The sequence below is a fragment of the Streptomyces sp. NPDC005195 genome (assembly GCF_040608315.1).
GTDB lineage: Bacteria > Actinomycetota > Actinomycetes > Streptomycetales > Streptomycetaceae > Streptomyces > Streptomyces kaempferi.
In genome coordinates this window covers 17,014-28,504 of the sequence record NZ_JBEXHZ010000060.1, presented here as the reverse complement: position 1 = coordinate 28,504, position 11,491 = coordinate 17,014, and the positions used below count along the sequence as shown (strand labels likewise).

The following is an 11,491-nucleotide window of genomic DNA, read 5'->3' as shown; positions in this document are numbered from 1 at the left end:
CCACGAACCCGCCGGGACGGCCGGACCGGGGACCGGCCGGCGCGCCCCCTCAGCCCGATCCCCCGCGCGCCACCGCGCCCACCGCGTCCGCGAGAGGGTCAGCCCGTGGCCGGTGTCACCGAGGGCTCCGGCGCGCTGAACACCGCAGCGCGCTCGTCGGGTGTGAGCGGCGGCTCGGTCAGCGGGGGACGGCCCGGACCGCGCAGCACCGCGAGGAGCACCTCGGGTCTCACGAGGGCGGTCAGCGGCGCGGACAGGGTGATCACGGCGAGGAGGGCCTTCGCGACCGCCGGACGTCCGGCCGCGGTCCGCGTCAGCCGTTCGACGTAGCGGCCGAACAGCTTCCGCGTCGCGCGGGGCTGCTCGCCGATCGCCTCGGGATATCGGATGTCCGTGCCCGTGGCGAGTTCCCAGGCGACCGTCACCGGGAGCGACACCGCACGCTGCGCCCGCCGGGCGAGGCCGGGCGCCGCGATCCCGGACTCGGCGACCTGCCCGCGCAGCGCCACCGCACCCTGGGCGGCCACCGACATCCCGTGCCCGTAGACCGGGTTGTACGTGGCGACGGAGTCGCCGAGCGCGACGAACCCCTCGGGCCAGTCCCGCACCTTCTCGAAGAAGCGCCGCCGGTTGATCGTGCCGCGGGTGAGCACGACGTCCGTCAGCGGCTGCGCGCGTGCGATCAGCTCGCCGACCACAGGATGCCGGACGGCACGCGCGAACAGCTCGAACTCCTCGGCGGACGCGGTCGGTTGTCCGCCGCGGGTGCCCGAGAGGGTCACCAGCCAGCGCTCGCCCTCCAGAGGGACGACGAGCGCGGACCGCGCGGGCACGGGCTGGGCCGGGTCGGGCTGCACGGTGACCACCGGGAAGTCCTCGGCGCCCGCCGGGGCCCGGAAGACCCGGCTGGCGAAGGCGAGTCCGGAGTCGACCTCGTCGATGGGCGTCTGCGGGACACCCAGCGCGTCGAGCCACGCGGTGGACCGCGAACCGCGTCCCGAGGCGTCCACCACCAGGTCGGCCTCCAGGACCCGCTCGGTGCCGTCGGACGCCCGTATCCGCACTCCGCCGACGCGGGCGGCGTCCCCCTGGAGTCCGAGCAGTTCCGTCCCGTCCAGGACGGTCACCCGCGCCGCGCGCGCGACCTGTTCGCGCAGGACCGCGTCGAGCAGATCACGGCTGCACGAGATCATGAACTCCGTCTCGGGCCAGCGCCGCAGCCAGCCCCGCGCCGACAGCGTGACCAGTCCGGTCGGCAGCGCGATCCGGCGGGCGCCCGCGGCCAGCCAGGCGGCGGTGACACCGGGGAGCAGTTCCTCCATGGCACGGGCGCCGCCGGACCACAGTTGATGGGCGTGCCGGGCCTGGGGCAGGCCTTTGCGCGGCTCAGGCCCGTTGGGCAGGACGTCACGCTCGATGACGGTGACGTCGGCGTACGCGTGCAGGGCCGCGGCGGCCAGCAGGCCGGCCGGCCCGGCACCGATGACGACGGCCCGACCGGAGGCCGGGGCGCGGTCGCCGGCTGCCGCGCCCCGGGGGGCGCTAGCGGGATTGCTCATGGAAGTCGCTCTCTGACCTGGCCGCGGCGCGCCCTCGGGCGGCCGCGACGACGGGTGACTGACGCAGGGCCATCGACATCCGCACGAGGTCGCGTGGACCGTCGGTGTAGGCGTACGCGGACCCGGGTCCGGCGGGGGCGGTGGCCGCCTCCGCCGCGCTGATGACCCGGCCCTCCGGGTCGGCCGCCCTGGCCCGTACCGCCGCTGTCACCATCGCCGCGTCGGCCTCGGCCTGTGCCTGGACGGGCTCGGAGCCCGCCGCCACGGCGGCGTCGTAGGCGAGGGCGCGTGCCTCGGAGTCGAAGTAGGGGTACAGGCTGAGCATGCCGTCGTGGATGTCGGACTCCCGCTGGGTGACCTGGAGTTCGGCGGCGGACCACCAGGAGATCCGCACCGCGTGGTCCTCGTGGGCCGAGACCGACCTCAGTTCGCGCCACAGCGGCCCGAGCCGGCGGTACGTCGACCAGGTGCACCAGCTGTCCCCGATGCGCTGGCAGGCCAGCGGGAGCAGGAAGCCGACCGCGCTGACCTGCGCTCCGGCCGAGGCCAGCACGGGCGCCACGTCGGTGCTCAGGCCGTCCAGGTCGGTGCCGTTCCAGCGGGCGCCCACGGCGATGAACTTGAGTGCCGAGTAGGGGATGTTGAAGAGGAAGCCGACGGCGATCGTCAGCAGTCCCGCCCGCAGCCAGCCGCTCACCTGGAGGGCCCAGCGCCAGCACATGACGTTCATCGCGACGCCCGCGACGGTCAGCGCGGCGAGGTAGAGCACGATCATCTCGCGGATGAACGGGGTGTTGGCGTAGTAGGTGTCGAGGTCCCGCAGCCGTTCCTCGCGGCAGTCCCCGAGCAGGTACAGCACGACCAGCGCCACGCTCACGATCCCGTACCCGGTGATCCACCGGCGGGAGAGCCTGCGGGTCACGTCGGGGGGTCCGCCGCGCCAGTTGATGATCAGCACCAGGCAGGAGGCGCTGAAGGCGGTCAGCAGGCAGTAGACGAGGGGCGCCGAGACGTTGGGGATCCCCGTGAGGTCGTTGACCTCGCCGATGGTCGGCGGTGCCGCGAACAGGAAGACCAGGCAGGCCAGCGCCAGCAGGACGCCCACGGACCTCAGCAGCGGGTCACGCCAGCCGCGGATCAGGGTGGGCGCCTTCACGGCCAGGGCGACGCCCATGGCGACCGCCGGGACGTAGTAGCTGGATCCGTCCATTCCTGGGGAGTGTCCTCAGCCCTTCGGCCCGCGATAGCCGAGGGACGCCTCGATCCGGCCGGCCAGCCCGTCCCGGCTCACCGGCCCGCGCAGCGACGAACCGGCGAGCCACGTACGGCACTTGCTGGCGAGCAGCAGGCCGAAGCTCTCGGCCTCCTTCTCGTCGGCGAGGTCGAACCGGGTGCGTGCGGCGACCTTCAGGACGGTCGCCTGCAGGTCCGCGTCGTCGCTGAGCAGGCGTGCGGCCACGGCCGCGCCCTCGACATGGTTGCCGCGGTGTCCGGCCTTCATGTGCCACAGCTCGTGGCCGAGGATCACCAACTGGTGGTCGGGTGCGGTGCGTTCCTCGATGACGACCAGGTCCTGCTCGGCCATGTCGAGCCACAGCCCGCTGGCGGTACCGGGCGGGAACGCGGCCGTACGGAACTGGACGGGGCGGCCGCGGCGTCTGCTCATGGCGTCGCACAGGGCGGCGTACAGGGTGGCGGGTTCCGCCGGCGCCGGGAGCGCGAGCTCCGCGACCAGCTCGCCGCACAGACGGCGCATGTCCTTTCCGATGCCCACGGCTCTCCCCCGGATCATGACTCGGGCCGCTTGACGCTTTCCAAGAGCATGTCCAGCCATTCGGCGACCTTGTCGCGGTGCTGGTCGGTGGGCAACTGCGCGGCCCGCCAGGCGATACCGCGGACACCGTGGTCCTGCAACAGCCTCTCCAGCGGGTCGGCGGCGGCCGCCGCCGCCTCTCGCTCGCGGTCGGCGAGCCGCTGCAGCAGCTCCTGCTCGCAACGTTGCAGGGCACCCACGAGCGCCTCGGAGTCCTCGGCCGTCAGGAATCCCGCGTGCACCCGGAAGAAGCGCTGGATGGTGTCGCAGTGCTCCATCGTGGGGCGCCGGTCGCCGTTGATGAGAGCGCCCGCCTGCTGACGCGACATACCCGCGCCGTCGGCGATCTCCTGCTGGGTGTATCTGCGCCCGTTGGGCTTGAGCCGGGTGCGGCGCAGCAGGTCGAGACGCTGCAGGAAGCGGGCCTGCAGATCGGGCTCGCCGGCGGGGCGGCCACCGAGCAGCGCCCGCACCACGGGCTCGGGGACGCCGGACCCCACCGAAAGGCGCCGTATGGCGAAAACCTCGGTGTGCTGCACACCAAGCCGGTCGGCGAGCGCGGTGACCCGGGCCACGACGGCCGGCAGCAGAACCGTCGCCGTGGCGCCCGGAACTTCGAAGCCATCCGTCACCGACAGATCTCCTACGTCTCTCTCAGGTCTCTCACATGATGCACAGGACCCCCGGAGACTAGTCGCTCGCTCGAACTCACATCCAGGTCTCGCCACAACTGTGGCGCGAATCAGCCGTCAACAGGCGCCAAATGCCACGATAGTTGACACGACTGAGCTCGGGGCATCAGGATCGGGGCGCCGCGTGAAGGCCGCATAGGCAAGAGGGGTGACCTCCCGATGGCGTACCAGGCAGGAAGGCAGCGGTCCCAGCCGCGACCTGTCCCCGAGAGCCCCGAGGCTCAGGCGTATCTCCAGGACTACGCCACCCTCCTCGATGCCGTGCCGTTCCCCTCCGTCGTCTTCGACCACCGTTGGGACGTCGTCCTGTCCAACGCCGCGTTCCGGACACTTTTCGGCGGCGTCGGTCCTCATCCGACGGCGATGCCGGGCGACAACTTCCTCCGGTTCGTCCTCTTCCACCCGGACGCGGCCACCGTCCTCGGCGAACACGAGGCGAGCTGGTGCCTGCCGATGCTGGCCCACTTCGCCGCCGCCGTGGAGCGTGACGGGCAGGACCGCGGACTGCAGTCGATCCGCCGGGACATCGCCCAGGACCCGATCATGGAGGCGGCCTACCGGCACGGCCTGCCGCACTGGATCCGCGCGGTCGGCCAGGACGCCGTCCAGCACGACGGCGCGGTACGGCCGCTGATCCACCCCGATCCCCGCTGGGGGCGCACGGACTGCCGGATCGTCGACGAGACCCCCAAGAACCTCCAGGACATGGGCTACACACGGATGACCCTGGTTCTGCGCGCGACGCGCCGCGACGCGCCGCCCCCGCGCCGGATCGTCCGAACCCGCCTCGGCGGCAGCCACCTCAGGGTGGTCTGAGGCTCCGTGCGGGGCCCCGGCCGAGGTCACCGGCCGAGGTCACCGGCACGGAGCCGGCCCGGCTAGCCGGCGAACTCCCGCATCCAGGCCTCGACTTCGACGGCCGAGCGCGGCAGCCCGCCCGACAGGTTCTCGTAGCCGTCGGCGGTGACCAGCAGATCGTCCTCGATCCGGACGCCGATGCCGCGCCACTCCTCGGGCACGGTCAGGTCGTCGGGCTGGAAGTAGAGGCCCGGCTCGACGGTCAGCACCATGCCCGGCTCCAGCACCCCGTCGACGTAGTCCTCGTTGCGGGCCTCGGCGCAGTCGTGCACGTCGAGGCCGAGCATGTGACCGGTCCCCGCCATGGTGAAGCGGCGCTGCAGGCCGAGCTCGTAGGCGCGCTCGGCCGGCCCCTCGACCAGGCCCCAGGCCACCAGCCGTTCGGTCATCGAGCGCTGGGCCGCCTCATGGAAGTCGCGGTACCGGGCACCCGGCTTCACCGCGGCCATCCCGGCCTCCTGGGCCTCGTACACCGCGTCGTAGACCTTCCGCTGGAGCGGGCTGAACGTGCCGCTGATGGGGAGGGTGCGGGTGACGTCGGCGGTGTAGAGGGTGCTGGTCTCCACGCCCGCGTCGAGCAGGAGCAGTTCGCCCGGGCGGACCGGTCCGTCGTTGTCCGTCCAGTGCATGATCGTGGCGTGCTCGCCCGCGGCGCAGATGGAGCCGTAGCCCACGTCATTGCCCTCGACCCGGGCGCGGCGGAAGAAGGTGCCCTCGATCCAGCGCTCCGAGGTGGCCACCGCCTGGGACAACTCCTTCACCACATCGGTGAACCCGCGCACCGTGGAGTCCACGGCCCGGCGCATCTCGTCGATCTCCCAGGCGTCCTTGACCAGCCGCAGACCGGACAGTGCCTCCTCCAGCTCGGCGTCGCGCTCGTCGTCCGTGCCGGGCGTCGCGTCCAGTGCGGCGTCGTGGCCGCGTACGACACGCGTCGGTACGGGGGTGTCCCGCAGGTACGCGCCGAGTGTGCGGATGTCCCGGCAGGCGAGGCCGAGTTCGCGCTCCGACTCGGCGAGGGAGGGGCGGCGGCCCGTCCACAGTTCGGCGGTCATGCCGGTCCAGAAACCGTCGGTGTCCCGGCCGTCGCGGGGGAGCCGGTAGCAGTACGCGTCGTGGCCGCCCTCGGGCCGGGGTTCCAGGACCAGGGCGCAGTCCCGGGACCGGTCGCCCGTCAGATGGACGTAGCCGGTGTATGGGCGGAACGGGTAATGACTGTCGTTCGAGCGGATCCTGAGGCTTCCGGAGGGGACGACGAGTCGCTCGCCGGGGAAGAGCGCGCCCAGCGCGGCACGGCGCCGGGCCGCGTACGGCGCCTGCTCGCCCGGTTGGACGTCGCGCCGTTCGCTGTCCGCCCAGCCCGTGCGCATCAGGGCGGACAGTTCCTCGGAGATCTCTGGGTACAGACCGTTCTTCCGGGCCTTGGCCACGGTGGGCACCTCTTCTGTCTGTCTGTCGGACGGCCGGTCAGTCGGACGGATGTTCGGTCCGGGCGAGTCCCGGCCCTCTTCCCGCCCATAGAAGCATGTGACATAGTACTAACGTGAGCAAGCGACTGACCTGCGATGTCGTGGTGGTCGGAGCCGGAATGGTGGGCTCGGCCTGCGCCTTCTACGCGGCGCGGGCGGGCCTCGACGTGGCCGTCGTGGACCGCGGCGCGGTGGCCGGCGGCACCACCGGGGCCGGCGAGGGCAATCTGCTCGTCTCCGACAAGCAGCCCGGTCCCGAACTGGACCTCGCACTGCTGTCGGGGCGCCTGTGGTCCGGTCTCGGGGAGGAACTGGGCGGCGTCATCGAGTACGAGGCCAAGGGCGGCGTCGTGGTCGCCGCCACGCCCGAGGGGTTCACCGCACTGGAGAACTTCGCGGCGGGGCAGCGGACGGCCGGGGTCTCTGCCGTACCGGTACCGGCGGACCGGCTCCACGATCTGGAACCGCACCTGGCCCCCGGCCTGGCCGGCGCCGTGCACTATCCGCAGGACACCCAGGTGATGCCGGCGCTGGCCGCCGCGCATCTGGTGCGCGCATCTGGCGCGCGGCTGCTCACCGGCCGGACCGTGACCGAGGTACTGCGCGCGGCGGACGGATCGGTCCGGGGCGTACGGACCGGCCAGGGGGACCTGCACGCGCCGGTGGTGGTGAACGCGGCGGGGACCTGGGGCTCCGCGGTGGCCGCGCTCGCGGGCGTCCGGCTGCCCGTGCTGCCCCGGCGCGGCTTCGTGCTGGTGACCGAGCCGCTGCCGCGACGGGTGCGGCACAAGGTGTACGCCGCGGACTACGTCGCCGACGTCGCCAGCGACTCGGCCGCGCTGCAGACCTCGCCGGTCGTGGAGGGCACGGCGGCGGGCCCGGTACTGATCGGCGCGAGCCGCGAACGGGTGGGCTTCGACCGCTCGTTCTCGCTGCCGGCCGTACGGGCGCTGGCGGCGGGGGCGATCCGGCTCTTCCCGTTCCTGACGGACGTCCGCGCCCTGCGGACGTACCTGGGATTCCGCCCGTACATGCCCGACCACCTGCCCGCGATCGGCCCCGATGCACGGGTGCCCGGACTCTTCCACGCCTGCGGGCACGAGGGAGCGGGCATCGGTCTCGCCGCCGGCACCGGGCATCTCATCGCCCAGGTCCTCACCGGCGGGACACCCGACCTGGACCTCGCGCCGTTCAGGCCCGAGCGCTTCGCACCGGAGGCCGTGTGAATCCCCTGGAGCGGGCGGGGGCCGAGCCGGGGCCCGCGTTCACCGTCACCCTGGACGGCCGCGCCCTCCCGGCGCTGCCGGGGCAGACCGTCGCCGCGGCGCTGTGGACGGCGGGGGTCACCTCCTGGCGCACCACTCGCGGCTCGGGGCGGCCGCGCGGAGTCCTCTGCGGCATCGGCGTCTGCTTCGACTGCCTGGTGACCGTCAACGACCGCCCCAACCAGCGGGCCTGTCTGGTGCCGGTGCGGCCGGGCGACACGATCCGTACGCAGGAAGGGACCGGACATGGCGGCTGAGCGGGCGCGGCTCGCGGTGATCGGCGCGGGTCCGGCGGGTCTGGCCGCCGCCCTGGCCGCGGCGGGACGCGGGATCCGCGTCACCCTGGTCGACTCGGCCGCGCGGGCGGGCGGACAGTTCTACCGGCAGCCCGCGGCCGGCCTGCGGGCACGGCGCCCGCGTGTCCTGCACCACGGGTGGCGGACGTGGGAACGGCTGTCGCGAGCACTCGCTGTCCAGGTGGAGGCAGGCACGATCACGCATCTGACGGATCATCATGTATGGCTCGTGGAACGCGTGGAGCGCTCCGCCGCCACCCATCCGCCCACGGGCACCGGCGGTTTCGTCGTGCACGCGCTCCGGGGGCCCCTCCAGGAGGAGCCCGGCACCGTCCGCGCCGACGCGGTGCTCCTCGCCACCGGCGGCTACGAGAAGGTGCTGCCCTTCCCGGGCTGGACCCTTCCCGGCGTCGTCACCGCGGGCGGTGCGCAGGCCATGCTCAAGGGGACGCTCGTCGTGCCGGGCCGCACGGCTGTCGTGGCCGGCACCGGCCCGCTGCTGCTGCCCGTGGCGACCGGGCTCGCCGCGGCCGGGGTGGAGGTCGCCGCGCTCGTCGAGTCGGCCGACCCGCGGGCGTTCCTGCGCCATGCCGGGGTGCTGGCCGCACAGCCGGGGAAGGTCGTCGAGGGCGCCGGGTACGCGGCCCGTCTCCTGCGGCACCGCGTCCCCCTGCGTACGCGCCACACCGTCGTCGAGGCACACGGCGAGGACCGGCTCGACGCCGTGACCGTCGCCGCGCTCGACGCCGGAGGACACGTCAGGCCCGGCACCGAGCGGTGCATCCCGTGCGACACGCTCGCGGTCGGGCACGGCATGCTGCCGCACACCGACCTCGCCGACTCGCTCGGCTGCCGCGTCGAGGGCGTACGGGTGCACGTCGACGAGGAGCAGCGGACCGACGTGCCGGGCGTGTGGGCCGCGGGCGAGACCACCGGCGTCGGCGGCGCGGCCCTGTCGCTCGCCGAGGGCCACATCGCGGGACACTCGGTCGCCGCCCGGCTGCGCGGCACGGAACCCGACCCGCGCGACCGGTCCGCGGCCACCCGGTCCCGTACGCGGCTGCGGGCGTTCTCCGCCGTGCTCGACACCGTCTACGCACCGCCCGCGCGGTGGACGGAGCGGGTCACCGACGACACCGTCGTCTGCCGCTGCGAGGAGGTCACCGGCGGGGCGGTCCGGGCAGCCGTCGACGAGCTGGGCGCGGGCGACGTCCGCACCGTGAAGCTGCTCACCCGCGCGGGGATGGGCTGGTGCCAGGGCCGGATGTGCGAGCCCGCGGTTGCCGGACTCACCGGTTGCGAACAGACCCCCGTACGGAGGCTGCTGGCGCGCCCCGTCCCGCTCGGGGTGCTCGCCGAGGCCGGGGAGCCGACGGACGACTGACCGACACCCGACCGGCCTCCACCCCACCCGCGCCCGCAGCCCATCCATTCCACCGCACCGCACCGCACTGCACTGCACTGCACTGCACCACACGGCACTGCACCGCATTGCACCGCACGTCGGATCGACGCAGCCGACGGTCAGTAAAATGTCACACCCCATTGAGAGGGCACCGCTGATGACCACCACCGAGAACCGTCCCTGGCGCGGCGTCCTCGTCGCCACCGCGCTCCCGCTGAACGACGACCTCTCCGTGAACCACGACCAGTACGCCGCACACTGCGCCTGGCTCGTCGAGAACGGCTGCGACGGAGTCGTCCCCAACGGCTCGCTCGGCGAGTACCAGGTGCTCACGCCGGAGGAGCGCGCACGGGTCGTCGAGACGGCCGTGTCGGCGGTCGGCGGCTCCCGGGTGATGCCGGGAGTCGCCGCCTACGGCTCCGCCGAGGCCCGCCGCTGGGCCGAACAGGCCCGCGACGCGGGCTGCGCGTCCGTGATGCTGCTGCCGCCCAACGCCTACCGTGCGGACGAGCGTTCCGTTCTCGCCCACTACGCGGCGGTCGCCGAGGTCGGCCTCCCGGTCGTCGCGTACAACAACCCGATCGACACCAAGGTCGACCTGGTGCCCGAACTCCTCGCGAAGCTCCACGCGGAGGGGTTCGTCCAGGGCGTCAAGGAGTTCTCCGGCGATGTCCGCCGTGCCTACCGGCTCGCCGAACTCGCCCCGGAACTCGACCTGTTGGTCGGCGCTGACGACGTCCTTCTGGAACTCGCCGTGGCGGGCGCCAAGGGCTGGGTGGCCGGCTACCCGAACGCGCTGCCCACGGCGAGCGTCGAGCTGTACCACGCCGCCGTCGAGGGAGACCTCGACACGGCCGGCCGGCTCTACCGGCAGTTGCATCCGCTATTGCGCTGGGACTCCCGGGTCGAGTTCGTCCAGGCCATCAAGCTGTCCATGGACATCGTCGGCCGGCCCGGCGGCCCGGTGCGGCCGCCGCGTGTTCCGCTGCTGCCCGAGCAGGAGGCCGCCGTGCGCGCGGCCACCGAGAAGGCCGTCGCGGCCGGCCTCGTCTGAGCTGCCCAGCCGTCCCCCAACCGCCCTCGCTCATCAGGAGTTACGGACCCATGCGCAGCAAACTCGTCCTGCACGCCGTCGACTCGCACACCGAGGGAATGCCCACCCGGGTGATCACCGGCGGCATCGGCACCATCCCCGGCGCGACGATGAACGAGCGGCGGCTGTACTTCCGCGAACACCGCGACGACGTCAAGCGGCTCCTGATGAACGAGCCGCGCGGCCACGCGGCGATGAGCGGCGCCATCCTCCAGCCCTCCACCCGCCCCGACTGCGACTACGGGGTGCTCTACATCGAGGTGTCGGGCTACCTCCCGATGTGCGGCCACGGGACCATCGGCGTCGCCACCGTCCTGGTGGAGACCGGCATGGTCGAGGTCGTCGAGCCCGTCACGACCATCCGGCTCGACACCCCGGCCGGCCCGGTCGTCGCCGAGGTCGAGGTCGAGGACGGCGCCGCGAGGGCGGTCACGCTGAAGAACGTGCCGTCCTTCTCGGCCGGGCTCGACCGCAAGGCCACCCTGGCCGACGGCCGGACGGTGACCTACGACCTCGCGTACGGCGGCAACTTCTACGCGATCCTGCCGCTGGAGCGGTTGGGACTGCCCTTCGACCGCTCCCGCCAGGACGACATCCTCAAGGCGGCCCTGTCGCTCATGGAGGCCGTCAACGCCGAGGACGAACCCGTCCACCCCGAGGACCCGACCATCCGGGGCTGCCACCACGTCCACCTGTACGCGCCCGGAGCCACCGCGCGGCACTCGCGGCACGCGATGGCGATCCACCCCGGCTGGTTCGACCGCTCGCCCTGCGGCACCGGCACCAGCGCGCGCATGGCACAGTTGCACGCGCGCGGTGAACTGCCGTTGCACACCGAGTTCGTGAACGAGTCCTTCATCGGGACGCGGTTCACGGGACGGCTGCTCGGCACCACCGAGGTCGCCGGCGTCCCGGCCGTACTGCCCAGTTTCACCGGCCGCGCGTGGATCACCGGCACCGCCCAGTATTTGCTGGACCCCTCCGATCCGTTCCCGGCCGGATTCATCCTGTAGAACGCCGGGAGATACTGGTGGCACGTGA

11 protein-coding genes are annotated in these 11,491 nt (G+C 73.1%); 6 read left to right on the top strand and 5 right to left on the bottom strand.

From position 1 onward, the window contains the following. Positions 1–98: 98 nt before the first annotated feature. From ABZV34_RS32435 to ABZV34_RS32420, 4 genes are read right to left on the bottom strand one after another with little or no spacing between them, the layout of a single operon-like run. Positions 99–1,559, bottom strand: a complete 1,461-nt coding sequence (locus tag ABZV34_RS32435) for an FAD-dependent monooxygenase (protein WP_356284626.1) — start codon at positions 1,557–1,559, stop codon at positions 99–101. Beyond that, positions 1,543–2,769, bottom strand: coding sequence for an MAB_1171c family putative transporter (locus ABZV34_RS32430; RefSeq protein WP_356284623.1), 1,227 nt, complete (start codon positions 2,767–2,769; stop codon positions 1,543–1,545). The genes ABZV34_RS32435 and ABZV34_RS32430 overlap by 17 nt, the downstream gene beginning before the upstream one ends. Positions 2,770–2,784: 15 nt before the next feature. Beyond that, on the bottom strand, positions 2,785–3,315 hold the full coding sequence (locus tag ABZV34_RS32425) for a toxin-antitoxin system, toxin component (protein WP_356284632.1): 531 nt from the start codon (positions 3,313–3,315) through the stop codon (positions 2,785–2,787). Positions 3,316–3,347: 32 nt separating this feature from the next. Beyond that, positions 3,348–4,004: a helix-turn-helix transcriptional regulator gene (locus ABZV34_RS32420; protein WP_356284620.1), complete on the bottom strand. Its 657-nt coding sequence runs from the start codon at positions 4,002–4,004 to the stop codon at positions 3,348–3,350. A gap of 219 nt (positions 4,005–4,223) precedes the next feature. Between ABZV34_RS32420 and ABZV34_RS32415 the strand changes: the two genes are divergently transcribed. Further along, positions 4,224–4,880: a hypothetical protein gene (locus ABZV34_RS32415; RefSeq protein ID WP_356284617.1), complete on the top strand. Its 657-nt coding sequence runs from the start codon at positions 4,224–4,226 to the stop codon at positions 4,878–4,880. A 62-nt stretch (positions 4,881–4,942) separates the two neighbouring features. Here ABZV34_RS32415 and ABZV34_RS32410 read toward each other — a convergent pair whose 3' ends face one another. Next, a complete protein-coding gene (locus ABZV34_RS32410; protein ID WP_356284614.1) occupies positions 4,943–6,352 on the bottom strand; it encodes an aminopeptidase P family protein in 1,410 nt (469 codons plus the stop codon). A 113-nt stretch (positions 6,353–6,465) separates the two neighbouring features. On the opposite strand from ABZV34_RS32410, the gene ABZV34_RS32405 reads away from it, so the two are divergent. The 5 genes from ABZV34_RS32405 to ABZV34_RS32385 all read left to right on the top strand — a co-directional run bounded on the left by ABZV34_RS32405 (position 6,466) and on the right by ABZV34_RS32385 (position 11,463). Continuing rightward, positions 6,466–7,617 (top strand): FAD-binding oxidoreductase, encoded by a 1,152-nt coding sequence (locus tag ABZV34_RS32405; RefSeq protein WP_356284611.1) that lies wholly within the window; start codon positions 6,466–6,468, stop codon positions 7,615–7,617. Beyond that, positions 7,614–7,913: a (2Fe-2S)-binding protein gene (locus ABZV34_RS32400; protein ID WP_356284608.1), complete on the top strand. Its 300-nt coding sequence runs from the start codon at positions 7,614–7,616 to the stop codon at positions 7,911–7,913. Before ABZV34_RS32405 ends, ABZV34_RS32400 begins: the two co-directional genes overlap by 4 nt. Continuing rightward, positions 7,903–9,336 carry an NAD(P)/FAD-dependent oxidoreductase gene (locus ABZV34_RS32395; RefSeq protein ID WP_356284605.1) on the top strand — a complete coding sequence of 478 codons (1,434 nt, stop codon included), beginning with the start codon at positions 7,903–7,905 and terminating at the stop codon, positions 9,334–9,336. The genes ABZV34_RS32400 and ABZV34_RS32395 overlap by 11 nt, the downstream gene beginning before the upstream one ends. A gap of 178 nt (positions 9,337–9,514) precedes the next feature. Next, positions 9,515–10,411, top strand: a complete 897-nt coding sequence (locus ABZV34_RS32390; protein ID WP_356284629.1) for a dihydrodipicolinate synthase family protein — start codon at positions 9,515–9,517, stop codon at positions 10,409–10,411. A 50-nt stretch (positions 10,412–10,461) separates the two neighbouring features. Continuing rightward, on the top strand, positions 10,462–11,463 hold the full coding sequence (locus ABZV34_RS32385; protein WP_356284602.1) for a proline racemase family protein: 1,002 nt from the start codon (positions 10,462–10,464) through the stop codon (positions 11,461–11,463). Positions 11,464–11,491: the final 28 nt, after the last annotated feature.

Bases quoted from the DNA above. Each gene is read 5' to 3' on its own strand.
- ABZV34_RS32435 (WP_356284626.1), bottom strand. From the start codon at position 1,559: ATGAGCAATCCCGCTAGCGCCCCCCGGGGCGCGGCAGCCGGCGACCGC.
- ABZV34_RS32430 (WP_356284623.1), bottom strand. From the start codon at position 2,769: ATGGACGGATCCAGCTACTACGTCCCGGCGGTCGCCATGGGCGTCGCC.
- ABZV34_RS32425 (WP_356284632.1), bottom strand. From the start codon at position 3,315: ATGCGCCGTCTGTGCGGCGAGCTGGTCGCGGAGCTCGCGCTCCCGGCG.
- ABZV34_RS32415 (WP_356284617.1), top strand. From the start codon at position 4,224: ATGGCGTACCAGGCAGGAAGGCAGCGGTCCCAGCCGCGACCTGTCCCC.
- ABZV34_RS32395 (WP_356284605.1), top strand. From the start codon at position 7,903: ATGGCGGCTGAGCGGGCGCGGCTCGCGGTGATCGGCGCGGGTCCGGCG.
- ABZV34_RS32390 (WP_356284629.1), top strand. From the start codon at position 9,515: ATGACCACCACCGAGAACCGTCCCTGGCGCGGCGTCCTCGTCGCCACC.
- ABZV34_RS32385 (WP_356284602.1), top strand. From the start codon at position 10,462: ATGCGCAGCAAACTCGTCCTGCACGCCGTCGACTCGCACACCGAGGGA.